Source organism: Dactylosporangium sp. NPDC051087 (assembly GCF_055586325.1).
Genome location: NZ_JBVJIJ010000012.1, coordinates 1 through 23,916 on the forward strand (window position 1 = coordinate 1; position 23,916 = coordinate 23,916).

A 23,916-nucleotide genomic window follows, 5' to 3' on the forward strand; every position below is an offset into this window, starting at 1 on the left:
GGTAATGCTTCATAGCCATAGTCTTCCAGGACTCCCATCCACCCGAACCACTCAAGATCCAGGTTCCAGGTGTCCAAGATCAGGGGTCAACTCCCGGTCTGGCTGTGAGCGCGGGTGCCTCGTTGTGCGTCGTGGTTGGTGTTGCGCTCGCCCGTCGGGTGGCTCCTGGGTGTCGGCGCCCCGTTGGCCCGGGTGGGTGGCGCTCTGTGGCGGGCTGGCCGTGGGTCCGGCTGTGAGTCGTGGCGAGCCTCGCTGAGCGTCGCCGTCGGTGTCGTGCTCAGGGCCACCGGCACCCGCTGCCTTTCGATCGGCCCCAATCCAGGGATGCTCTGTCGCCGGGCCTCGAATGACCTGGTGCCCCCGTCGTGGTGGCGGGGTGGGGCTCTTCGTGAGGTGGCTGCGGGGCAGTCGACGCCGGGGGCGGGGGCCGTGATCCGTCGCGGTGAGGCGATGTGCACGGCGATCATCGGGTGTTCCCGGTTCGATGCCGGTAAGGACGGTCATCATGCCGTTGCGGTGCGCCGTGAGGACAAGCGGCCGCGAGCCCGGGCTGTGGCGAGGCCGTGACCGGCGTTCGACCGGCTCGCCCGCGGCGGCCAGATCCAGATGGTGGTCGACCGGCTCGCTGCCGGTCGCGCTCTTACCAGGGCGCGTCGCGGACCTGCATCCCCGGCAACGCGAGAACCTGCACCCGCCACGGCCACGTGACCGCCCGTGGCCCGTTGCACACCGTGCCGGGCCCGATCCGACGACGGCCCGGGCCCGGTCATCGGCCGCTCCGGCAGGCCGGGGTGCCTACCTGGTCGCGGGGCCGGTCCAGCAACGCTGGGGAAGCTGTTCGGCTGGTTGCGTTCGTCCCGGTGGCCTGCCGAGTCGTGGGCACGAACGGGCGCCGGTGCGCCACGGCGCAGGAACATGCCCGGCCCTGGAACAGCGGGGCCGGGCACGTGCTGGGCGGGGTCAGTGGCGGCAGTCCCAGCGGAACGGGTCGTACGAGCCGCCGTTCTGCTTGCCGGCCGCGCCTGCGAGGACCCGGCCGTCGGCGGTCATCGAGGTGATGTTGATCCGGTCGTACGTGGGGGGCAGGGGCAGTTGGAGCAGGGTGGTGCCGTTCCAGAGGGCCGCGTCGGTGAAGCGGTTGACGACGACCGTGCCGTCGGCGGCGATGCTGTTGCCGCCCGCGAACACGTCGGGCGCTTCGAGGAACTCGACTTTGCCGGTGGACAGTTGCCAGCGGGCCGGTTTGACCGGGCCGCTGCCGGTGCGCCGGCCGGTCGACGGGTCGAACTTGTCGAGCACCAGGACGTTGACCATGCCGACGGCCCAGTCGCCGGCGACGCGTTGCGGGGTGCCGCCCGGCATTCCCGGCGGGACGGGCATGGGGGAGCCGGTGCCGTCGGGCTTCCACAGGTACGGCTGCTCGCCCTGGTTGAGGTGGCCGACGATGCGGCCGTCGTCGGTGATGTCCTCGGCCGCCGACGACTTGCCCGAGGGGGTGGCGAGCAGCACCGGCGTGCCGGGTGCGGTGTGCCGCCACAGGACGGCGCGGAACTTCCGGTCCGGCATGGTCGCCTCGCCGACGATGTCGCCGGCGGCGTTGATGCCGGACGGGGCGACCGACAGCGCGCCCGGCGGCTTCGGCAGCGGGACGCGGGTGCCCTCGGCGGTGGTGCGGAAACCGTTGGTGCCCGACGCTTCGACGCCGACGGTGATGCCGGACGGGTTCATGCCGGTGACGTGGATGCGCGCGCCGGCGGTGTACTGCTGGACGGGTACGCCGTCGCGGTACAGCACCAGCAGGCCGGGGTCGGGGGCGCGGCTGAACGCCGTGTAGTGCCCGCTCGGGTCGGTGTACACGCCGCCGATCTCGCCGCCGACGTCCAGCGCCGTGACGGTGCAGCCGGTCGGATGGACGCCCGAAGAAGATGACGGCGACGAAGGTGACGGCGAGGAAGGTGACGGCGAAAAAGGCGAAGGCGACGGCAGGGACGGCAACGGCGACGACGTCGGGCGGACCGCGACGGCGACCCCGGCGAGGGTGGCGAGCACGGCCAGCGCCGCGCACACCCCGGCCGCGACGCCGCGGCGGCGGCGGACCCGCGCCCGGCCGGCCGTGATGACGTCGTCGACGCGGACCCGGCTGTCGGGGACGGCCTCGTCCGTCAGGATCGCGAACGGGTTGTCGGTCATGCCCCACTCCTAAGGCTCTCGCCGAGCATGCGGCGCAGGCTGCCCAGACCGGTGAACGTCTGCCGCTTCACGGTGCCCTCCGACCGGTTCAGCAGCCGCGCGACCTCGGCGATCGGCAGGTCGCACAGGAAGCGCAGCACGACGACCGTGCGCTGCCCCTCGGGCAGGCGGCGCAGCGCGGCCCGCAGCACCATCCGCTGCTCCACGAGTGGGTCGTCGGCGGCGACCGGCAGGTCCGGTGTGGTCTCGCGCAGCTGGACCTTCGCCCACCAGCGGCGCCGGTCGCTGAGGCAGGACCGCACGATCATCGTGTGCACGTAGGCGTCGAGGTTCTCCACCTCGCGCATCCGGTTCCAGCGCTGGTACAGCACGGTCAGCGTGTTCTGCACGGCGTCGTCGGCCCTGTCCCGGTCGCCGAGCAGCTGGTAGGCGACCCGGTGCAGCCGTGGTATCCGGGCCTGCGCGTAGAGGCTGAAGTCATGTTCCCGATCCGGGCGCACGTGGTGGGTCCCTTCCCTGGACGTTCCACCAGGTTTGATGCCGCCCGGCACCCGCGGGGTTGACGGTGCCCCGGAAAAAGATCAAGGGAGTGATCATTACAGATACTGCGAAAGGCGATGGTGGCGCCGGCGGGACCGTCCGGAATAGCATCGACCGGTATCTTGGCAGCAGGACCGATACATCGGTATCGGCCCTGCCGCGGATCATTGATGTTCGGGATTTGAGGAATCGGGAAAAGCGTCAGCCGGTCACATCGAAAACGCCGTGCTTGGTGTCGGACACGAACGACTTCCAAGCGGCTGGACTGAACCGTAGAACGGCTCCGTCCGGATTCTTGCTGTCGCGCACGCCGACAGCGGTGGCAACGACCGCGACCTCAACGCAGTTGTTGCCGCCGTTGCCGTTGCTGTGACTGCTTTTACGCCAGCCGGCATCGGTGAATTGGGCGGACAATCGGATACACCTCCTTTCCCGTGAGCGGACCTGAACGGACCTGAACGGACCTGAGCGGGATGCTCAGTCGAGCAGGCGTTCGATCAAGGTCACCGTCTCGGACTCGCTGAGGGTCTTCGTCTCCAGCCGCTCGAACTCGTCGCGGTAGCGGGTGACCTCCGCAGGCTGCTCCTCGTAGTAGTCCCCGGCAAGGCCCTCCAGGTAGATGACATCCAAGTGGGCGACGTCCGGGAACTCGAGGAACGTGATCGATCCGCCCATGAACGGGTGCTCGCCCGCGGTGAACGGCACGATCCGCAGCGACACGTTGGGCAGCGCCCCGACCCGCAGCAGCTTGCGCCGCTGCTCCTGCATCACTGACGGACCGCCGACCACCCGGTGGATCACCGACTCGTCGATCAGGGCCACCAGCTGCAGCGGGTTCGCCGAGGTCAGCCGCTCCTGGCGGAGCCGGCGCAGGGACACCCGCCGCTCGATGGACTCCCTGGTGTCGTTGCGCCGGCCGATGCCGATCAGCGCCCGCATGTAGTCCTCGCTCTGCAGCAGGCCGGGCAGCACGATCGGCTCCCACACGCGGGTGATCGACGCGTCCGCCTCCATGCCGACGAAGTTGCCGGGCCGCATGACGTCGCGGTAGTCCGTCCACCACGTGCGCTGCTTGCTCTGCCGGGCCAGGGCGAGCAGGGCCTCGCGGTAGGCCGGGTCGCTGACCCCGTAGAGGGTCAGCAGGTCGTTGACGTCCCGGGCGTTGACCGGCACGCGCGCGTTCTCAATTCTGGTGACCTTGGCCGAGTGCCACTCGAAGTGCCGGGACACGGATTCCTGCGTGAATCCGGCTTCTTCGCGACTTTTCTTCAGTTCCGCGGCCAGTCGACGGCGGCGAAGCGTCGGGCCCTCGTCCTTTGCGGCGTCAATGTCCACGGTATTGATCATATGCAATTTGCGGGATGCGCATACCCCGAGTCTAGTACTCGTTGCACTACGCGCCGTGTCTGGTACATGATGCTCGGGACATCGAAGCCAGCACATTCGCATGCTGGTCCGTTTCGCTGACGTGCTCGGGGCAGACTCGAGGGAGCGTGGTCGCGATGCTTGCCAACAGCTATTACCTGATTGCCCACGATGATCGAACCGGACGTTCGCGGCTGCACCCACGGGCCGCCGGACTGGGACTGGCCTCCGCGCTGCTCGGCGAGCTGATGCTGTACGGACGGCTGCGCGCGATGACAGGGGACCTCTACGTCGTGAGCCAGGAGCCGCCCGGCGACTCCCTGGCGCACACCGTCCTGGACCTGCTGATCGCGCAGCCGCAGCACCGTGAGATCCGCACCTGGCTGGCGTATCTGGCCGCCGACGCGACCGACCAGGTCGGCGAGCGGCTGCTGCGGGCCGGCGTGGTCGAGCCGGTCACCCGGCGCAAGCTGCTCAGCGCGCAGACGCTGTACCTGCCGCTGTCCGCCGAGCAGCGCAACACCGCCGCGTGGGAGTCGATCCGGCTGTCCGAGGCGCTCGCGCACCGCCGCTCCATGGCGCTCAACGACCGGGCCCTCATCGCCATCGTCGTCGCGACCGGGCTGACCCGGCACGTGTTCGCCGGCGTGCAGGAGCAGCGCGAGTGCATGCGGCAGCTGCCCGCGATCATGGCGTCGCTCCCGGACGACCTGGTCCAGCTCGTGCAGTACACCGAGGCCGCGGTGGGCTCCGCCCTGGCCGTGGGCCGCCGGTGACCCGCACGGTGGGCCGTCACCACTATCACCGCGGGAAGCTGCGCACCAGCACGGCCGACCGCGTGAGGAGACCGAACATGGCACGTTTCTCCCCGAGCGGGCCCGACATCGTGACCCGGGGGCTGGCCAGCAACCGGCTCGGCGTGCCGTCCGTGGTGTTCTTCGGGGTCGCCGGCGCGGCCCCGCTGACCGTGATCCTCGGCGCCATCTCGACGATCTACGCGGTGGTGGGCAACACCGCCGTGCCGCTGGTGTACTTCGTGGCGGCGCTCATCCTGTCGCTGTTCACCGTCGGGTTCGTGGCGATGAGCCGGCACATCGTCAACTCCGGCGCGTTCTACTCCTACATCAGCCACGGGCTGGGCCGCGTCGTCGGGGTCGCCGCCGCGTTCGTCGCGCTGCCGGCGTACGCCGCCATGCAGATCGGCCTGTTCGGGCTGCTCGGCGTCGTCGCCTCCGGGATCCTCGCCGCCAGCGGCATCAAGGCGAGCTGGTTCGTGTGCGCGCTCGTCGGCTGGTTCCTCGTCGCGGTGCTCGGCGTGCTGTGGGTCGACCTCAGCGGCAAGGTCCTCGCCGTGCTGCTCACCGCCGAGATCACCATCGTGCTCATCTACGACGCGATCATGGTCGCCCACCCGGCCGGCGGCAAGGTCAGCACCGAGGCCCTGGCACCGGCGCAGCTGCTGACCCCCGAGGTCGCGGCGATGCTGGTGCTCGCGATCGCCGGGTTCGTCGGCTTCGAGGCGACCGTCGTGCTGTCGGAGGAGGCGAAGGACCCGAAACGCACCATCGGGCGGGCCACGCACTGGGCGGTCCTGCTGCCCGGGCTGCTGTGCGGGGTCTCCGCCTGGGCGATGTCGGTCAACACCGGCGCGGGCAACATCGTGCAGGCCGCCAAGGACGAGGAGACCGACCTGGTCTTCACGCTCGTCACGCCGTACGTGCCCGAGGCGCTCATCAACGTCGGGTACATCCTGTTCCTCACCAGCGTGTTCGCCGCGGCCCTGGCGTTCCACGCGGCCGTCGCCCGCTACCAGTTCGCCCTCGGCCGGGAGCGGGTGCTGCCCAGGCTGTGGGGCGTGGCGCACCCACGCACCGGCGCCCCGCTGATGGGCTCGATCACGCAGAGCCTGCTCGCGCTCGGGGTGCTCATCGTGTACTGGTTGACGAACACCAACGCGCTCATCCACCTCTTCGCGTGGGGCACCACCGTCGGCGGGCTCGGCGTGCTGATGCTCATGTGGGGCGCGTCCGCGGCGGTCATCGCGTTCTTCGTCCGGCACCGCCGGCGGGAGAACTTCTGGCGCGCGCAGCTCGCCCCGACGCTCGCGTTCCTGCTCCTCAGCGCGGTCCTGGCGGCGACGATCATCGGCCTGGGCGACCTGCTGCAGGTCGAGGGGGACTCGATCTTCAACTGGGTCTTCTCCGCCGCGTACGCCGCCTTCGCGCTCGTCGGCGTCGTCTGGGCGCTCGTCATGCGGGCCGCCCGGCCGGAGGCGTACGCCGGGATCGGCCGAGGCGCCGAGCAACGGGTGATCCCCGACGGCGCCGGGCTGCCCGTCTCGCACTCGCTGCCGCGGACCGCGGACGTCGCCCACCACTCATAGCTCGTCTGCGCACACCGAGAAAGGATGCTCATGACGCACGCCATTCAGGATGTCGTCGTGCGCGACATCGAGCCGGTCGACACCGGCGACATCACCGAGGTCCTGGTCGCCGCCATGAGCGACGGCCCGGTCGCCCGCTGGATGGCGCCGGACACCGACGACCGCCGCGAGTACAGCCCCGAGTACTTCGCCATCTTCGCCGAGCACGCCGTGCGCTTCGGCGAGGTGTACGTGACCCACGACCCGCTCGACGGCCGGCTGTCCGGGGTCGCCCTGTGGTTCCCGCTGACCCGGGCGATCCCGCCGCCGGTGGACTACGACCGGCGGCTCAAGGAGGCGGCGGGCCCCGCGTTCGACCGGGCGTGCCGGCTCGACGCGCTCCTGGACGAGGAACACCCGATCGTGCCGCACCACTACCTGGCGTTCCTCGCCGTGCGACCGGAGCGGCAGAACCTCGGCATCGGCAGTTCCCTGCTCGCCCGGCACCACTGGCGGCTCGACCGGGCCGGCCTTCCCGCGTACCTGGAGTCCAACGACCCGCGCAACCGGGAGCTGTACCTGCGGCACGGGTACGAGAGCCGCCCGCCGATCATGCTGCCCGACGGCCCGCCCGTCTGGCCGATGTGGCGCCCGCCGCACCCGTGAGCGACCGTCCCGCGGCACCGGAACTCCTCATCGACCTCGACCGCGTGGCGGCCGGCTACCGTGCCGTGACCGAGGGCCTGCCCGGGGTCGCGGTGCACTACGCCGTGAAGTGCAACCCGCACCCGGAGGTCCTGGCCGAGCTGCACGGGCTCGGCTGCCGGTTCGAGGTCGCCTCGGCGCCGGAGCTCGACCTGCTGGCCGGGCTCGGCGTCGACCCGGCCGGCGTGCTGTACAGCAACCCGGTGAAACCCGTCGCGCACATCGCCCGCGCGCACGCGAAAGGCCTGTGGCGCTTCGCCTTCGACGCCGAGGAGGAGCTCGACAAGCTCGCCGCCGCCGCACCCGGCTGCGCGGTGTTCGTGCGGCTCGCCGCGCACCAGATCCGCAGCGGCGTGCCCAGCGAGGGCAAGTTCGGCGTCGACGCCGCCACCGCGACGGCGTTGCTGCTCGCCGCCCGCGACCGTGGGTTGCGCCCGCTCGGCGTCGCCTTCCACGTCGGCTCGCAGATGCTGCTGCCGCAGGCGTGGCGGGCGCCGCTGCGCGCCGTCGCGCAGATCATGGACAAGCTCGCCGCCGAGCAGGTGATGCTGGAGATGGTGAACGTCGGCGGCGGCTTCCCCGCCCGGTACACGGGCCCGGTGCCGCCCCTGTCCGACTACGCCGCGGCGATCGCCGCAGGCCTCGCCGGCCTGCCCTACGAGGTCCCGGTCGTCGCCGAGCCGGGCCGCGCCGTCGTCGCCGGGGCGGGCACCCTGCGGGCCACCGTCATCGGCACCGCGCTGCGCCACGGCCGGCGCTGGGTCCACCTCGACGTCGGCGCCTTCAACGGCCTGATGGAGAGCCTGGAGACCGGCAACGAACTGCGCTTCCCGGTCACCGACTCACTGGCCGCCACCGCCCGCGAGCGCTGCCACCTCACCGGCCCGACCTGCGACAGCCAGGACACCATCCTGTTCGACGTCGAGCTGTCCGCCGGCCTGCGCGCGGGCGACGAGGTGTTCATCGGCAGCGCCGGCGCGTACACCAGCGTCTACGCCTCGTCGTTCAACGGCTTCGCGCCGCCGCCGGTCAGGTGCGTGCGGGGGAGCTAGCCAGGCACTGGACCGGTACTGGACGGGCACTAGACGGGGGTCCTGGCGGCGCTGGCCCGCACGACCAGTGACGGCGCGAGGTGCACCGGGCCGTCGGGCAGGGGCGTGCCGTCGAGCCGGGCGACGAGCAGGTCGACGCTGCGCCGGCCGAGCTCGGCGAAGTCCTGGTGGACGGTGGTGAGCGGGGGCAGGAAGTAGCCGGACTCGGGCATGTCGTCGAAGCCCACGATGCTGACGTCGTCCGGCACCGTACGACCCGCCTCGTGGAACGCCCGCAGCACGCCCAGCGCGATGTGGTCGTTGCCGCAGAACACGGCCGTGACGCCCGGGTCGGCGGCGAGGACCTGGCCGCGCAGGTAGCCGGACCGCGCGGACCAGTCACCGGCGGCGACCGGCGGCACGGGGGCGCCCGCCGCGTGCAGGGTCTGCCGCCAGCCGTCGATGCGGTCCCGGCCCTCGGGCCAGTCGGCCGGGCCGGGCACGTGGTGGACGGTGCGGTGGCCGAGGTCCAGCAGGTGCCGGGTGGCGAGGCAGGCGCCGCGGACGTTGTCGACGCGCAGCATCGGCACGGCCCCGTCGTCGGCGCCGCCGACCCCGACGGCGGGGGTGCCCGGCGGCGCCTGCGCGAGCGCGTCGGCGACGGAGTTCTTCGGCGCGATCGCGATGATGCCCTCGACGGCCTGCGCGCACAGCTGCTCGACGGCGTCGAGCACGGCGTGCCGGTCCAGGGACCGGACGGTGGCGATGCTGACGTAATAGCCCGCCTCGCGGGCCGCCTTCTCGATGCCGTAGATCATCGAGGCGGGACCGGCGAGGGTGGTCTCGAAGCCGATCAGCCCGATCGTGCGGGACCGGCTGGTGACCAGGGTCCGCGCGGCGAGGTTGCGACGATAGTTGAGGATCCGCACGGCGTCCAGGACCCGGCTCCGGGTGCCGTCGCTGACGTTCGGCAGGTCGTTGAGCACCCGCGACACGGTCTGGTGCGACACCCCGGCCAGGCGGGCCACGTCCCGCATCCCGACCTTCCTCGGCGGCGGCACCGGCACGGCGTCGGGTGCGGCCCCACCGGCGTGCGCGACCGGTCCCCGCCGGCTGCGGTCCGGCCCGGCGGGGGAGGGGAACCCGGCCCGCCGCACCGGCGCGGCCATGAAACTTCCACCGCCGGCGGACCCGTCGCCGGCCGGGCCCCCGGCCGGGCCGGTGGGCGCGGTGCCGGGCGTGAACGGCGCCCCGGGGCGTCCCGGCACCGGGCGGCCGATGTCCGGGGACATCCGCCGGGTGGCGGAAAAGTCACGCGAAGGAGGCGTTGCGTGACGTTCCGTCGAACCGTCGCCGTTCTGCGTGCCGGGAGCGATACGTTCCGTAGCGATGGGAGCGCGTTCGGTTGATTCGGGGGCGGCAGCGGCGGCGCGAGCGGAGGCTCCGCGGTCCCGCCCGGAGCGCGCGGGGTGGGCCAACGGGCACCTCCGGTCACGAATCGACGTCACAGACTTGACGCCGGGGATGAGAACGCTAACACTCTCGACATACAACCGCGATGGCCAATGTAATCCAGGCCGGAGCGAGGTACCCCCATCGCCACACACCCCGGCGGTGGGGTGGTCCGCCCTTGAATGTGAACGTTCACTCGTACCCGCGCAGGACACCCCGTGAGGAGAAGTAGTGCTGAAGAAGTGGTCCGCGGCCGTGCTCAGCGGCCTGTTGGTGGTCGGTGCGCTCAGCGCGTGCGGCGGCGAAGGTGACGACGCCGGCAGCGGCAAGAAGGACGACGGCAAGATCACGATGGGCTTCGCCCAGGTCGGCGCCGAGTCCGGCTGGCGCACGGCGAACACGAAGTCGGTCCAGGAGGCCGCCACGGCCGCCGGGATCGACCTGAAGTTCTCCGACGCGCAGCAGAAGCAGGAGAACCAGATCAAGGCGATCCGCAGCTACATCGCGCAGAAGGTGGACATCATCGCCTTCTCGCCGGTCGTCGAGTCGGGCTGGGACACCGTGCTCAAGGAGGCCAAGGACGCCAAGATCCCGGTGATCCTGACCGACCGCGCGGTCGACTCGAAGGACACCTCGCTCTACAAGACGTTCATCGGCTCCGACTTCGTCCTCGAGGGCAAGAAGGCCGGCGAGTGGCTGGTCAAGGAGTACACCGGCAAGACCGACACGGTGAACATCGTCGAGCTGCAGGGCACCACCGGCTCCGCCCCCGCCAACGACCGCAAGTCCGGCTTCGCCGACGTCATCAAGGCCGACCCGAAGTTCAAGGTCATCGCCTCGCAGACCGGTGACTTCACCCGCGCCAAGGGCAAGGAGGTCATGGAGGCCTTCCTGAAGGCCAACCCGAAGATCGACGTGCTCTACGCGCACAACGACGACATGGGTCTCGGCGCCATCGAGGCGATCGTGGCGGCCGGCAAGAAGCCCGGCGTCGACATCAAGATCATCACGGTCGACGCGGTCAAGGACGGCATGACGGCCCTGTCCGAGGGCAAGATCAACTACATCGTCGAGTGCTCGCCGCTGCTCGGCCCTCAGCTGATGGACCTGGCCAAGAAGGTCCTCGCCGGTGAGACGATCCCGCAGCGGGTGCTGACCGAGGAGACCACGTTCACGCCGGAGCAGGCCAAGGCCGCGCTGCCGGACCGCAAGTACTGAGAGGCGCAACCATGGGGACCGCAATGCTGAGCATGAGCGGCATCAGCAAGCAGTTCCCCGGCGTCAAGGCCCTCGAGGGTGTGGATTTCCGCCTGTACCAAGGGGAGATCCACGCCCTCATGGGTGAGAACGGCGCCGGGAAGTCGACGCTGATCAAGGTGCTGACCGGTGTCTACGACATCGACGAGGGCGAGATCACCCTCGAGGGCCGGCCGGTCCGGTTCGCCGGGCCGCAGCAGGCCACCGAGGCCGGGATCAGCACCGTGTACCAGGAGGTCAACCTCTGCGCGAACCTTTCCGTCGCGGAGAACATCTTCATCGGCCGTGAGCCGACGAAGTTCGGCCGGATCCAGTGGGGCGTCATGCGCCGCCGCGCGACCGACCTGCTCCAGCGCATGGAGCTCGACCTCGACGTCACCGCACAGCTGTCGACCTACTCCCTCGCCGTGCAACAGCTCGTCGCCATCGCCCGCGCCATCGACGTCGACGCGAAGGTCCTCGTCCTCGACGAGCCGACCTCCAGCCTCGACGCCGGCGAGGTCGCTCAGCTCTTCCGCATCATGCGGCAGCTCAAGGCGCAGGGCATCGCGATCGTGTTCGTCTCACACTTCCTCGACCAGATCTACGAGATCTGCGACCGCATGACCATCCTGCGCAACGGCCGGCTGGTCGGGGAGCATCTCGTCGCCGACATCAGCCAGGTCCAGCTGGTCAGCCTCATGATCGGCAAGGAGCTGGCGCTGCTGGAGCGCCTGGAGGACGCCGGCAAGCGCTCGTTCGAAGCGGCCCCCGCGGTCGCCCGGGCACACGACCTCGGCCGCACCGGCGCCGTCGAGCCGTTCAGCCTCACCATCCACAAGGGCGAGGTCGTCGGGCTCGCCGGCCTGCTCGGCTCCGGCCGCACCGAGCTCGCCCGGCTGTTCTTCGGCGCGGACAAGGCCGACAGCGGCCGGCTGGAGATCGACGGCAAGCCGGTCGCCATGCACGGACCGCGCGCCGCCATGAACCACGACATCGCCTACTGCTCCGAGAACCGCAAGACCGAAGGCCTCGTCGAGGAGCTGTCGGTCCGGGAGAACATCATCCTGGCCATGCAGGCGGCCCGCGGCTGGACCCGCCCGCTGCCCCGCCGCCGCCAGGACGAACTGGTCCAGAAGTACATCGACGTCCTGAACATCAACCCGAAGGACCCGGAGCTGCCGGTCCGCAACCTCAGCGGCGGCAACCAGCAGAAGGTCCTCCTCGCCAGGTGGCTCATCACGGAGCCGCGGCTGCTGATCCTCGACGAGCCGACCCGCGGCATCGACATCGGCGCCAAGGCCGAGATCCAGCGGCTCGTCGTCGAGCTCTCCGACGGGGGCATGGCCGTGCTGTTCATCTCCGCCGAGCTGGAGGAGGTGCTGCGGCTCAGCCACCGCATCGGCGTCCTGCGCGACCGGCGCCTGGTGACGCAGCTGGACAACACCGACGCGGTCGACCTGGACCGCCTCACCGAGACGATTGCGAGCGGCACCTGATGGCGGCGATCACCAAGCACAGGCTGTTCTGGCCGGCGGCGGTCACAAGGCTATTGTGGCCGACAGTGATCTTGGTCGTGCTCCTCGTCACCAACGTGTTCTTCTCCGGCGGCTTCTTCAAGGTCGAGCTCCGCGACGGCCACCTGTACGGCAGCATCATCGACATCCTGCGTGCCAGCGCGCCCCTGGGCCTGGTCGCACTCGGCATGACGCTTGTGATCGCGACCGGCGGCATCGACCTGTCCGTCGGCGCCGTCGTCGCCATCGCCGGCGCCCTCGCCTGCCTGCGCATCAGCGAGCTCGACAACCAGAACAGCGTCACCGGCGTGCTGCTCGCCGTCGGGCTCGCGCTGCTGCTGTCGCTGGTGCTCGGCGTCTGGAACGGGTTCCTCGTCGCCACCGTCGGCATCCAGCCGATCATCGCGACCCTGATCCTCATGGTCGCCGGCCGCGGCCTCGCCCAGCTCATCACCGACGGGCAGATCATCACGATCAACAGCAGCCCGTACAAGATGATCGGCGCGGGCTACTGGCTCGGGCTGCCGCTCAGCGTCATCATCGCCGTCGGCGTCGCCGTCCTCGCCGGCCTGATCGTCCGCCGCTCGGCGCTCGGCCTGCTGCTGGAATCCGTCGGCGGCAACGCCGAGGCGTCCCGGCTCGCCGGCATCAAGTCCCGCTGGCTGATCCTCATCGTCTACGTGTTCGCCGGGCTCTGCGCCGGCATCGCCGGACTGATGATCAGCTCCAACGTGTCCAGCGCCGACGGCAACAACGCCGGCCTGCTCATCGAGCTCGACGCGATCCTCGCCGTCGTCATCGGCGGCACGTCCCTGGCGGGCGGCCGCTTCTCGATCGCCGGCACGATCCTCGGCGCCGTGATCATCAAGACGCTCGACATCACGATCTACACCGTCGGCATCCCGCCCGAGGTGACGCTGCTGTTCAAGGCGGTCGTCGTGGTCGTCCTGTGCCTCGCCCAGGCGCCGAAGTTCCGCGAGAAGTTCCAGCGCCGCCGCCCGTCCACGCCCGCCGCACCGCAGGCCGCCCAGAAGGTGGAGGTGACCGCATGACGACGTTCGAGACGTTGCAGAAACGCATCATCCGCAGACCGCAGCAGCGCCACATCCCCGTCCTGGCCACCCTCGCGCTGCTGTGCCTCATGTACGGCGCCGGCGTGGTGCGGTACACCGGCTTCAGCGACACGCAGATCGTGCTGAACGTGTTCATCGACAACGGGTTCCTGCTCGTCGTCGGCGTCGGCATGACGTTCGTGATCCTGACCGGCGGCATCGACCTGTCGGTCGGCGCGGTCGTCGCGCTCACCACGATGATCTTCGCGTCGCTGGTGCGGGCCGGGTGGTCGCCGATCGCGGTCCTGCCGGTGGTGCTGCTCGTCGGCGCCGTCATCGGCCTCGCGATGGGCTGCATCATCCACTTCTTCGACATCCAGCCCTTCATCGCCACGCTCGCCGGCATGTTCCTCGCCCGCGGCCTCTGCTACGTCATCAGCACCGAGGCGATCCGGATCGACAACGCGCTCTGGACGTCCCTCGCCGACTACAAGATCCGCTTCGGTGGGTTCCACATCTCGTGGAGCGTCGTCATCTCGATCGTCGTGGTGCTCGTCGCGGCATACGTCCTGGCGTACACCAGACTCGGCCGCAACATCTACGCCATCGGCGGCAACCAGCAGTCCGCGATGCTCATGGGCCTGCCCGTCGGCCGGACGAAGATCGCGGTCTACACGATCAGCGGCCTGTGCTCCGCGCTCGGCGGCGTGCTGCTGACCTTCTACACCTCCTCCGGCTACGGGCTGCACGCCCTGGGCATGGAGCTCGACGCGATCGCGGCCGTCGTCATCGGCGGCACCGTCCTCACCGGCGGCTCGGGCTTCCTCTTCGGCACCGTCCTCGGAGTCCTCGTGCTCGGCCTCATCCAGACCATCATCACGTTCGAGGGCACCCTCAGCTCGTGGTGGACCAAGATCGTCATCGGTGCGCTGCTGTTCGCGTTCATCGTGCTGCAGCGGGCCGTGGCGCGGAGAACCTCATGACGAGATATGTAGTCGGCGTCGACTTCGGTACCCTCTCCGGCCGGGCCGTCGTGGTCCGGGTTTCCGACGGCGCCGAGGTGGGCACCGCGGTCCACGAGTACCGGCACGGCGCGGTCGAACAGGCCCTGCCGGCGACCGGCGAGGCGCTGCCCCCGCACTGGGCGCTGCAGATGCCCGGCGACTGGATCGACGTGCTGCGGTTCGCGGTCCCCGCCGCGCTGCAGGGCATCGACCCCGCTGCGGTTGTCGGCATCGCCACGGACTTCACGGCGTGCACGTTCCTGCCGGTGCTCGCCGACGGCACCCCCCTCGGCGACGTGCTGCCCGACCGCCCGCACGCCTATCCGAAGCTGTGGAAGCACCACGCCGCGCAGCGGCAGGCGGACCGGATCAACGCGCTCGCCGCATCCCGTGGCGAGGCGTGGCTCAGCCGGTACGGTGGCAAACTCTCCTCGGAGTGGCAGCTGGCGAAGGCCCTGCAGGTCCTCGAGGAGGACCCGGACGTGTTCGCCCGGGCCGACCGCTTCATCGAGGCCGCCGACTGGATCGTGTGGCAGCTCGCCGGCATCGAGACCCGCAACGCGTGCACCGCCGGGTACAAGGGCGCCCATCAGGACGGCGGCTACCCGTCCAGGGACTACTTCGAGGCGCTGCACCCCGGCTTCGGCGCGTTCCTCGACAAGACCGACGGCCCGCTGGCGCCGCTCGGCGGGCTCGCCGGCCGGCTCACCGCCGAGGCCGCCGCGTGGACCGGGCTGCCGGAGGGGATCGCGGTCGCCGTCGGCAACGTCGACGCCCACGTGACCGCCCCGGCCGCCCAGGCCGTCGACGCCGGGCAGCTCGTCGCCATCATGGGCACCTCCACCTGCCACGTGATGAGCGGCGCCGTCCTCGCCGACGTGCCCGGCATGTGCGGGGTCGTCGCCGACGGGATCGTCCCCGGCCTGTACGGCTACGAGGCCGGCCAGTCCGGCGTCGGCGACATCTTCGGCTGGTTCGCCGGCTTTGCGTCCGCGGACCACGACCGGCTCACCGCCGCGGCCGCCGCGCAGCGCCCCGGCCAGCACGGCCTCGTCGCGCTTGACTGGCACAACGGCAACCGGTCGGTCCTCGTCGACCACCACCTGTCCGGCGTCATCGTCGGGCAGACCCTCGCGACCCGTCCGGAGGACATGTACCGGGCGCTGATCGAGGCGACCGCCTACGGCACCCGCACCATCGTGGAGACCCTGGAGACCGCCGGCGTGCCGGTCACCGAGTTCATCGCCGCGGGCGGGCTGCTCAAGAACACATTCCTGATGCAGCTCTACAGCGACGTGCTGCGCCGCCCGATCAGCGTCATCGACTCCGAGCAGGGCCCGGCGCTCGGCTCGGCGATCCACGCCGCGGTCGCCGCGGGCGAATACCCCGACGTGCGGGCCGCCGCGGCGGCGATGGGCAAGGTCAAGCGGGCCGTCTACACACCCGACGAGGCCGCCGCCGACGTCTACGACCGACTCTACGCCGAGTACCGGCAGCTGCATGACTACTTCGGCCGCCCCGGCGGCAACGAGGTGCTGCACCGCCTGCGGGAGCTGCGCGAAGAGGTGGCCCGATGATCGCTCAGCTGCGGCAGGAGGTCTGCGAGCTGCATGCCGAGCTGATCCGCTGGGGGCTGGTCACCTGGACGTCCGGCAACGTCTCGGCCCGCGTCCCCGGTGAGGACCTCCTCGTCATCAAGCCGTCCGGGGTCGGCTACCACGAGCTGACCCCGCAGAAGATGGTGGTCTGCGACCTCGACGGCAACCTCGTCGAAGGGGAGCACGCACCGTCGAGCGACACCGCGGCGCACGCCTACGTGTACAAGCACATGCCGCACGTCGGTGGGGTCGTGCACACGCACAGCCCCTACGCGACGGCGTGGGCCGCCCGCGGCGAGCCGATCCCGTGCTCGATCACCGCCATGGCCGACGAGTTCGGCGGCGACATCCCGGTCGGCCCGTTCGCGCTGATCGGCTCCGACGCGATCGGCCGCGGCATCGTCGACACGCTCACCGGCCACCCCTCGCCGGCGGTGCTGATGCTGCAGCACGGCCCCTTCACCATCGGCGCCACCGCGAAGGCCGCCGTCAAGGCCGCCGTCATGTGCGAGGACGTCGCCAGGACCATGCACTTCGCCCGGCAGCTGGGCGCCGTCGAGCGGCTGCCGGACCAGGCCGTCGCCTCGCTGCACGACCGCTACCAGAACGTCTACGGCCAGCCGCAGGGCGGGCAGAGGAGCACATCATGACGCACGAGGTCTGGTTCCTGACCGGCAGCCAGGGGCTCTACGGCCCCGAGACGCTCGACCAGGTCGCGACCCAGTCGAAGCAGATCGCCGCGACGCTCGACGAGTCGCCGGACATCGCGGTGCGCGTGGTGTGGAAGCCGGTGCTCACCAGCGCCGGCGACATCCTGAGGGTCTGTCTGGAGGCCAACGCCGACCCGTCGGTCGTCGGCGTGGTCGCCTGGATGCACACGTTCTCGCCGGCCAAGATGTGGATCGCCGGCCTGGACGCGCTGCGCACGCCGCTGCTGCACCTGCACACGCAGGCCAACGTGGCGCTGCCGTGGGCAGACATCGACATGGACTTCATGAACCTCAACCAGGCCGCGCACGGCGACCGCGAGTTCGGCTACATCCAGTCCCGGCTCGGCGTGGCCCGCAAGACCGTCGCCGGGCACGTCACCGACCCGCGGGTCACCGCCCGCATCGGCGCCTGGGCCCGCGCGGCCGCCGGCTACACGGAGATGCGGTCGCTGCGACTGGCCCGCTTCGGCGACAACATGCGCGACGTTGCCGTCACCGAGGGCGACAAGGTCGAGGCGCAGCTGCGCTTCGGGGTCTCCGTCAACACGTACGGCGTGAACGACCTCGTCGAGGCCGTCGACGCGACCCTCGACGCCGACGTGGACAACCTGGTCAAGGAGTATCACGACACCTACCGGGTGTCCGCCGCGCTGCGCGAGGACCGGGCCGACTCCCTGCGCTACGCGGCCCGCATCGAGCTGGGGCTGCGGGCGTTCCTCACCGCCGGCGGGTTCAAGGCCTTCACCACCAACTTCGAGGACCTCGGCGGGCTGCGCCAGCTGCCCGGCCTCGCCGTGCAGCGGCTCATGGCCGACGGCTACGGCTTCGGCGGCGAGGGCGACTGGAAGACCTCCGTTTTGGTGCGCACCCTCAAGGCGATGGCCCCCGGCGGCGGCACGTCGTTCATGGAGGACTACACCTACGACCTCACGCCGGGCAGCGAGGTCATCCTCGGCGCGCACATGCTGGAGGTGTGCCCGAGCATCGCCTTCGACACCCCGTCGTGCGAGATCCACCCGCTCGGCATCGGCGGCCGCGAGGACCCGGTCCGGCTCGTCTTCGACGCCACGCCCGGCCCCGCCGTCGTCCTCGGCCTCGCCGACCTCGGCGAACGCTTCCGCCTGGTGGCCAACGAGATCGACGTGGTCACGCCGACCGCGCCGCTGCCGAAGCTGCCCGTCGCCCGTGCCGTCTGGAAGCCGCGGCCGGACCTGTCGACGTCGGCGGAGTCGTGGCTCACCGCCGGCGGACCGCACCACACGGTGCTGTCCTTCGCCGTCGGTACCGAGGAGCTGCAGGACCTCGCCGACATGACCGGCACGGAGCTGCTCGTCATCGACGGCGACACGACCGTCCGGCAGTTCACGAAGGAGGTCCGGTGGAACCAGGCGTATCATCGTCTCGCCCGGGGATTCTAGAAATCTCGCTTGCCTGATCTGGTGAGGTGGTCCTATGACCGTTCGCATCAGGCACATCACCGTCGACTGCGCCAAGTGTTACGACCTGTCCCTGTTCTGGGCCGCGGTCACCGGCTTCCGCGAGGATCCCGACGATCCGAACCTGCCCGAGCACACCGAGGCGGCGCTCAACGCACCGGACGGCTCCACCGGGATGCTGTTCATCCAGGTGCCCGAGGGCAAGACCGTCAAGAACCGGATCCATCTCGACCTGCAGCCCACCGACGCGGGCCGGGACGCCGAGGTGGAGCGGATCCTCGGGCTGGGTGCGACCATCTCCGGGGACTTCCGCAAGCCCGACGGCACCGGCTGGGTCACCATGCTGGACCCCGAGGGCAACGAGTTCTGCGTGGAGCGCAGCGCCGCCGAGCGCGCCGCGTCCTGAGCCTGTCCCTGCGCCGTTTCTTGCGGACGGCGCAGGGGCAGCCTTGCCTCGCATCCGTCCGAGGCGGCGTCTCGCGGGGGCCGGTCGCTTGCTTCGCATTGGTTGAGGGCGGACCATTCAGCCATGCAGCGTGAGGAGCTCAGCTTCACCGGTGGCGGCGGGGTCCGCATCGTCTACGACGCCTGGACGCCGCCCAGCGTCGAGGGTGTGGTCGTGCTGTCCCACGGCATGGGGGAGCACGCCCGGCGCTACGACCACGTCGTCGCCCGGCTCGGCGAGCTCGGCCTGGCCGTCTACGCCCCCGACCACCGCGGCCACGGCCGGTCCGGCGGGAAGCGGATGTATCTGCGCCGCATCGACGAATACACCGGCGACCTGCACCTGCTCTTCGGCGAGGTGGCCACCAGGCACCCCGGCCAGGTGCCGTTCCTCATCGGGCACAGCATGGGCGCGATGATCGCCCTCGCCTACGCGCTGGACCACCAGGCGTCGCTGCGGGCGCTCGCGCTGTCCGGCACACCGGTCGTGCCCGGCTCCGGCATCGGCAAGCCCGCGATCGCCGTCGCGAAGGTCCTCGGCCGGATCGCGCCCGCGACGCCGGTGCAGGCGCTCAACTCGGCGTACATCTCGAAGGACCCGGCGGTCGTCGCCGCCTACGACGCCGACCCGCTCGTCTACCACGGCAAGGTCCCCGCCGGCGTCGGCGGCGCCATGCTCACCCAGATGGCCGAGTTCCAGCGCCGCCTGCCGGAGCTCACGCTGCCGGCGCTCGTCCTGCACGGCGCGGCGGACAAGCTCGTCGACCCGGCCGGCAGCCGGCTCATCGCCGACACCGCCGGCTCGCAGGACCTCACCCTGCACATCTACGAGGGCCTGCACCACGAGGTCTTCAACGAGCCCGAGCAGGACCGCGTCCTCGACGACCTGATCGGGTGGCTGAAGAGCCACTAGGAATGTCCCGGCGTCCCGGACGGTTGATTCCGGTCATGAACGACGTCATGGCCGAATACCGCAGGGGAGTCCTCTACTTCGACGCCGGCGACCCGATCGAGGCCGCGAAGATCCTCGCCACCGTGCTGGACGAGGAGCCCGGCAACGCGGAGGTGCGGCTGTGGCTGGCCCGCGCCTACTTCGCCTCGGCGCAGCTGCACCGCGCCGAGACGCACCTGCGCGCCCTGGTGGACCGCGACCCGACCGACCACTACGCCCACCACCTGCTCGGCCGCACCCTGGAGCGGCAGAGCAGGCAGCGTGAGGCGCTGCCGTTCCTGCGCCTGGCGGCGGCGATGGCCGCCGTGCCCGACTACGCCGACGCCGTCCGCCGCTGCGAGGGCGCCTGCTGACGGTCTAGCCCGGCAGCTCCCGGCGACCTGTCGCCGGGAGCAGGGCCGCGGTGAGCGCGATGAGCGTGAGCAGCCCGGCGGCGGCGATGACCGCGTCGTCGCCGGCCGGCTCGGTGGCCAGGGCGGCCTCGACCACGCCGGGGTGCAGCTGCGCCGGCGGCAGGTCCCCCTGGGGCGGGGCCGTCTCCACGTACCGGTAGCTGTGCAGGACGATCACCGAGGGCGGCGGGTCCGGGCTGAACCGCGGATCCGCCCCCCGGTGCCACGCCACCGGCACGGCCAGGAGGACGAACGCGACCGCGACCCACGCCTTCCGGGGAGCGCGCACGCCCAGGCCCGCGGCCACGGTCGCGGCGGCCACGGCGAGCAGCACCGGCACGGTCGCGAGCAGCATCTCCGCGCGGTCCGGCGAGTCGACGACCGGGATCTGACCCCAGAAGTCCGGCCACCACATCGGCCACGCGGCGACCACGACGGCGGCCGCGGCGGCCAGCACCGTCACGGTCGTCGCCGGCCCCGGCAACGACCGTCTCCGCGTCTGCCGCTCCGGCCCGGGGTCTTCCGGGGCGGTGCCGTGCGGTTGGAGGAGGCCGAGGTCGAGCACGACCGGGCCGGTGGCCACCGGCTCCGGCGGGGGAGCGAGCAGGTCGAGGACCCCGGCGCGGCGTTCCGAGTACCAGGCGGCGAGACGGTCCCGCAGCGCCCGCAGCCGGTCCTCGCCGCCGCGCTCCGGCAGCACCGCCGCCGCCGACAGCCCCGCGACCGCGACGACGATCAGGCCCGCCTCGATCCACGCGTCCGCGCCACCCTCCGGCGCAGCGGTCAGGAAGAACGGCCAGCCGATCCCGCCGCCGCGGTACTCCACCCACGCGACCAGCCCGGCCGCCGCGCCGAGCCCGGCCACGAGCGAAGCACGCCGTAGTGGGCCGGTCGCCGCTCGTACCATGGCGGCGGAGGCGACGACGAGCAACGACACCGCCGTGAGCGACCCCGTCCACGGCACCGGATGCCCGCTCAGCAACCCCAGCAGATGCGCGGCGGCGAACACCACCACCGCCCACCGCGACCCACGCTCGACCAGCACGCCGGCGATCATGTCACCGCGCGGACCGGCCGGATGTCCGTCGTCCGGGTGGCAGGTCCGGCCCGTCAGCCCAGGGTGCCGTCCTGGCGGGCGTCGAGAATCCGGCGGGTCTCCCGGTTCATCTCGGTGGTGCGGCGCTGCATCGCCTCGAGGTCGAAGCGCGGGTCGCCGTCGAGGTCGAGGATCACCTTCAGGCTGGACGGGTCGTACTTCACGCCGATCACGTCCGCCTCGACGGGCTTGCGCTCGGCGATGTAGAACGCCTGCCTGACGGTCGCCTGGAACGGTGCCCGGCCCTCGGGCCGGACCTCGAGGACGAAGTCGTATTTGGGCTTCTCGTTGGAGCTGAACGTGGAGTGTTCCTTCGCGGACAGCACCAGCGCCTGCGCGCCGATGCCGTGCCTGCGGATCCGCCGGTTGTCGAACATGACTGCACTGTATTGATCATTCCGCGGCCGCGGTTGTCGGTGTCGCGACTCAGGCGGGCAGGGTGCAGCGGAACGTCGAGCCGGCGCCCAGCGTGCTCTGCACGGTGAGGTCGCCGCCGTGGTCGAGGACGATCTGCCGGGCGATGGTCAGGCCCAGGCCGCTGCCGCCGGTCGCGCGGTCGCGGGCCGGGTCGGCGCGCCAGAAGCGCTGGAAGACGAACGGCAGGTCGTCGGCGGCGATGCCGCAGCCGGTGTCGCTGACCTCGACGGCGAAGCGGTCCGCCTCGGGGAACGCGCGCAGGGCGACATGGCCGCCGGGGTCGGTGTACCGGATGGCGTTGCCGATCAGGTTGCCCAGCACCTGGCGGAGCCGGTCGTGGTCGGCGTGGACGGGCAGCGGGCCGGCGGTCTCCGCGGTCAGGCGGACGCCGGCCGCCTCGGCGACGGCGAGGTGCGCCACCCTGGCCGTGTCGACGAGGTCCGCCAGGTCGAAGTCGCTGCGGCGGTACGTGAGATGCCCCGCCTCGGCGAGCGTCAGGTCCTGCAGGTCGTCGAGGATCCGACGCTGCAGCTCGGCCTCGTCGTGCAGCGAGCCGAACAGCTCCCGGCTCGGCGGGACGAGCCCGTCCTGCAGCGCCTCGAGGTAGCCGAGCAGGTTGGACAGCGGCGTGCGCAGCTCGTGCGCGACGCTGGCGACGAGGCGGCGCTGCGCCTGCTCGGAGGCCTGCAACGCGGCCGCCATCCGGTTGAAGGAGTCCGACAGCTGGCCGAGCTCGTCGCGCCCGGCCCGGCTGACCCGGGTGTCGAGGTGCCCGTCGGCGAGCCGGCGGGACGCCGCGGTGAGATCGCGCACGGGCAGGCTCACATGCCGGGCGATGAGGGCCGTGCCGAGGATGACCAGGACGAGCACCCCGCCCCCGGCGGCCAGGCCGGGACGGCTCAGCAGGGTCGTGGCGTCGTCGTCGACGGCGCCGAGGTACAGCTGCAACGGCTCCGGGGTGAAGGCGACGACCCGCTCGCCGAACGTCCTGATCAGGCACTGCGCGCGGTCCTTCTCGGCGCGGCAGCGGGCGACGAACGGCCCGTCGCCGGGCTGCTCCTCGTTGGTCGAGACGGTGGCCTGCTGGTGGCAGCCGTGGTCGTCGGCGACGTCCGCGGTGGCGACCGGGATGCCGTACTCGTTGAGGTTCACCGGCGGCGGCACGGCCTGCAGGTCGGTGAGGCAGCGGGCGAAGAGCGTCGTCTGGCGGAACTCGACCAGCTCCAGCAGGGTCACGTGCTCGAGCTTGCCGACGCCGGTCTTCTCCTCGCCGGCCGACGGCACGGAGGCGAGCATGTCCTGGGGGAACTTCAGCGTCGGCCGCGGGTCGATGAGGGCGGGCGGGCTGACGACCGGGCGGGCGGCGCGGTTGGCGAGGTGGTCGCTGTCGACGGTGACCTGGCCGTACAGGTTGGTCAGCCGGATCCGCTGCTGGTTGGCCCTGGACAGCCGGCCGACGAGGGAGTCGATGCCGGCCCAGGTGCCGTGCCGCAGGGCGTACGCCTGCATCGCCGCGACCGTGGTGACCTCGTTGCGGGTGGCGGTCTGCTGCGACTCGGCGATCTGCAGGCTGGTCAGCCGCACGCTCAGCCACGCGGTGACCCCGATCGCGATGACGGCGACGAGCAGTACCAAACCAAAAACCCGGAATCTGAAGCTCATGCTTGCTCGTTCAGGCGGTAGCCGCGGCCGTAGACCGTCTGCACGTAGCGCGGCTCCGCCGGGTCGGACTCGATCTTGCGGCGCAGGTTGACGACGTGCGCGTCGACGGTACGTTCGGAGACGTCGCGTTCGAAGCCGAACACCCGGTTGATGATCTCGCCGCGGGTGAACACCCGGCCCGGCTCGCCGGCGAGGAGCTCCAGGATCCCGAACTCCTTCGCCGTCAGCACGACCGTGCTGCCGTCCACGCGGACCTCGAAGCGGCCGGCGTCCACCACGAGGTCCCCGACGTGCAGGACCTGCTGGTGGCCGGGGCTGCCGATGCCGGAGCGGCGCAGCAGCGCCCGGACCCGGGCGGCCAGCTCCCGCGGCGACACCGGCTTCGTCATGTAGTCGTCGGCGCCGAGGTCCAGCCCGAGCAGCAGGTCGTCCTCCGTGGAGCGGGCCGTGACCAGCAGGATCGCCACCGTCGACTCGGCGCGGATGATCCGGCACACGTCGAGCCCGTCGACCAACGGCATCATCACGTCCAGGACCAGCAGGTCCGGCCGCCGGGACCGGCACTGCTCCAGGGCCAGCCGGCCGTTGGGGACGGTCAGCACGCTGTGGCCGTCCCGCTCCAGGTACAGCCGGATCAGCTCGGCCTGCTTCGGGTCGTCTTCGGCGACCAGGATCCGTGCGCTCATCGCCGATCATTGTCGCGCGCCGGTTGTGAAGAACCTGCGAAACCTCCTTCGGGTTTCGATCCGGCGCAC

At 71.2% G+C, this 23,916-nt stretch carries 23 protein-coding genes; 14 read left to right on the forward strand and 9 right to left on the reverse strand.

What is annotated here, in order from left to right; all coding sequences use genetic code 11:
• Positions 1-960: 960 nt before the first annotated feature.
• From ACZ6TV_RS23080 to ACZ6TV_RS23095, 4 genes are all read right to left on the reverse strand, one after another.
• A complete protein-coding gene (locus tag ACZ6TV_RS23080; protein ID WP_465299287.1) occupies positions 961-2,190 on the reverse strand; it encodes a hypothetical protein in 1,230 nt (409 codons plus the stop codon).
• Positions 2,187-2,690 (reverse strand): SigE family RNA polymerase sigma factor, encoded by a 504-nt coding sequence (locus tag ACZ6TV_RS23085; RefSeq protein ID WP_465299288.1) that lies wholly within the window; start codon positions 2,688-2,690, stop codon positions 2,187-2,189. Before ACZ6TV_RS23085 ends, ACZ6TV_RS23080 begins: the two co-directional genes overlap by 4 nt.
• Positions 2,691-2,931: 241 nt before the next feature.
• Complete coding sequence (locus ACZ6TV_RS23090) at positions 2,932-3,144, reverse strand: DUF397 domain-containing protein (protein WP_465299289.1); 213 nt, start codon at positions 3,142-3,144, stop codon at positions 2,932-2,934.
• 63 nt (positions 3,145-3,207) lie between these two features.
• Positions 3,208-4,077, reverse strand: a complete 870-nt coding sequence (locus ACZ6TV_RS23095; protein ID WP_465299290.1) for a helix-turn-helix domain-containing protein — start codon at positions 4,075-4,077, stop codon at positions 3,208-3,210.
• Positions 4,078-4,232: 155 nt separating this feature from the next.
• Between ACZ6TV_RS23095 and ACZ6TV_RS23100 the strand changes: the two genes are divergently transcribed.
• From ACZ6TV_RS23100 to ACZ6TV_RS23115, 4 genes are all read left to right on the forward strand, one after another.
• Entirely contained in the window at positions 4,233-4,871 is a 639-nt protein-coding gene (locus ACZ6TV_RS23100; protein ID WP_465299291.1) for a GOLPH3/VPS74 family protein, read from the forward strand.
• A gap of 77 nt (positions 4,872-4,948) precedes the next feature.
• Entirely contained in the window at positions 4,949-6,478 is a 1,530-nt protein-coding gene (locus tag ACZ6TV_RS23105) for an APC family permease (RefSeq protein WP_465299292.1), read from the forward strand.
• Between the two features lie 30 nt (positions 6,479-6,508).
• Positions 6,509-7,123: a GNAT family N-acetyltransferase gene (locus tag ACZ6TV_RS23110; RefSeq protein ID WP_465299293.1), complete on the forward strand. Its 615-nt coding sequence runs from the start codon at positions 6,509-6,511 to the stop codon at positions 7,121-7,123.
• A complete protein-coding gene (locus ACZ6TV_RS23115; protein WP_465299294.1) occupies positions 7,120-8,214 on the forward strand; it encodes a type III PLP-dependent enzyme in 1,095 nt (364 codons plus the stop codon). Before ACZ6TV_RS23110 ends, ACZ6TV_RS23115 begins: the two co-directional genes overlap by 4 nt.
• 29 nt (positions 8,215-8,243) lie before the next feature.
• Here ACZ6TV_RS23115 and ACZ6TV_RS23120 read toward each other — a convergent pair whose 3' ends face one another.
• On the reverse strand, positions 8,244-9,485 hold the full coding sequence (locus tag ACZ6TV_RS23120) for a LacI family DNA-binding transcriptional regulator (RefSeq protein ID WP_465299295.1): 1,242 nt from the start codon (positions 9,483-9,485) through the stop codon (positions 8,244-8,246).
• A gap of 391 nt (positions 9,486-9,876) precedes the next feature.
• On the opposite strand from ACZ6TV_RS23120, the gene ACZ6TV_RS23125 reads away from it, so the two are divergent.
• The 10 genes from ACZ6TV_RS23125 to ACZ6TV_RS23170 all read left to right on the forward strand — a co-directional run bounded on the left by ACZ6TV_RS23125 (position 9,877) and on the right by ACZ6TV_RS23170 (position 19,947).
• Positions 9,877-10,863 carry an ABC transporter substrate-binding protein gene (locus ACZ6TV_RS23125; protein WP_465299296.1) on the forward strand — a complete coding sequence of 329 codons (987 nt, stop codon included), beginning with the start codon at positions 9,877-9,879 and terminating at the stop codon, positions 10,861-10,863.
• 23 nt (positions 10,864-10,886) lie between these two features.
• Positions 10,887-12,380 (forward strand): sugar ABC transporter ATP-binding protein, encoded by a 1,494-nt coding sequence (locus ACZ6TV_RS23130; protein ID WP_465299579.1) that lies wholly within the window; start codon positions 10,887-10,889, stop codon positions 12,378-12,380.
• The gene (locus tag ACZ6TV_RS23135) at positions 12,380-13,450 is read left to right on the forward strand and encodes an ABC transporter permease (protein WP_465299297.1); all 1,071 of its coding nucleotides are present in this window, start codon (positions 12,380-12,382) and stop codon (positions 13,448-13,450) included. Before ACZ6TV_RS23130 ends, ACZ6TV_RS23135 begins: the two co-directional genes overlap by 1 nt.
• Positions 13,447-14,433: a galactofuranose ABC transporter, permease protein YjfF gene (gene yjfF / locus ACZ6TV_RS23140; RefSeq protein WP_465299298.1), complete on the forward strand. Its 987-nt coding sequence runs from the start codon at positions 13,447-13,449 to the stop codon at positions 14,431-14,433. The genes ACZ6TV_RS23135 and yjfF overlap by 4 nt, the downstream gene beginning before the upstream one ends.
• Entirely contained in the window at positions 14,430-16,031 is a 1,602-nt protein-coding gene (araB, locus tag ACZ6TV_RS23145; RefSeq protein WP_465299299.1) for a ribulokinase, read from the forward strand. Before yjfF ends, araB begins: the two co-directional genes overlap by 4 nt.
• Positions 16,028-16,702: an L-ribulose-5-phosphate 4-epimerase gene (locus tag ACZ6TV_RS23150; protein ID WP_465299300.1), complete on the forward strand. Its 675-nt coding sequence runs from the start codon at positions 16,028-16,030 to the stop codon at positions 16,700-16,702. The genes araB and ACZ6TV_RS23150 overlap by 4 nt, the downstream gene beginning before the upstream one ends.
• Complete coding sequence (gene araA, locus ACZ6TV_RS23155; RefSeq protein ID WP_465299301.1) at positions 16,699-18,180, forward strand: L-arabinose isomerase; 1,482 nt, start codon at positions 16,699-16,701, stop codon at positions 18,178-18,180. The genes ACZ6TV_RS23150 and araA overlap by 4 nt, the downstream gene beginning before the upstream one ends.
• 34 nt (positions 18,181-18,214) lie before the next feature.
• A complete protein-coding gene (locus ACZ6TV_RS23160; protein ID WP_465299302.1) occupies positions 18,215-18,604 on the forward strand; it encodes a VOC family protein in 390 nt (129 codons plus the stop codon).
• Between the two features lie 123 nt (positions 18,605-18,727).
• Complete coding sequence (locus ACZ6TV_RS23165) at positions 18,728-19,555, forward strand: alpha/beta hydrolase (protein WP_465299303.1); 828 nt, start codon at positions 18,728-18,730, stop codon at positions 19,553-19,555.
• A 35-nt stretch (positions 19,556-19,590) separates the two neighbouring features.
• Entirely contained in the window at positions 19,591-19,947 is a 357-nt protein-coding gene (locus ACZ6TV_RS23170; protein WP_465299304.1) for a tetratricopeptide repeat protein, read from the forward strand.
• A 4-nt stretch (positions 19,948-19,951) separates the two neighbouring features.
• Here the strand turns inward: ACZ6TV_RS23170 and ACZ6TV_RS23175 are convergent, their stop codons facing one another.
• The 4 genes from ACZ6TV_RS23175 to ACZ6TV_RS23190 form a co-directional block, all read right to left on the reverse strand.
• Positions 19,952-21,031, reverse strand: coding sequence for a hypothetical protein (locus tag ACZ6TV_RS23175; protein ID WP_465299305.1), 1,080 nt, complete (start codon positions 21,029-21,031; stop codon positions 19,952-19,954).
• 65 nt (positions 21,032-21,096) lie between these two features.
• Positions 21,097-21,459 carry a hypothetical protein gene (locus ACZ6TV_RS23180; protein ID WP_465299306.1) on the reverse strand — a complete coding sequence of 121 codons (363 nt, stop codon included), beginning with the start codon at positions 21,457-21,459 and terminating at the stop codon, positions 21,097-21,099.
• Positions 21,460-21,508: 49 nt separating this feature from the next.
• The gene (locus tag ACZ6TV_RS23185; protein WP_465299307.1) at positions 21,509-23,161 is read right to left on the reverse strand and encodes a sensor histidine kinase; all 1,653 of its coding nucleotides are present in this window, start codon (positions 23,159-23,161) and stop codon (positions 21,509-21,511) included.
• Positions 23,158-23,847, reverse strand: a complete 690-nt coding sequence (locus tag ACZ6TV_RS23190) for a response regulator transcription factor (RefSeq protein WP_465299308.1) — start codon at positions 23,845-23,847, stop codon at positions 23,158-23,160. Before ACZ6TV_RS23190 ends, ACZ6TV_RS23185 begins: the two co-directional genes overlap by 4 nt.
• Positions 23,848-23,916 lie beyond the last annotated feature (69 nt).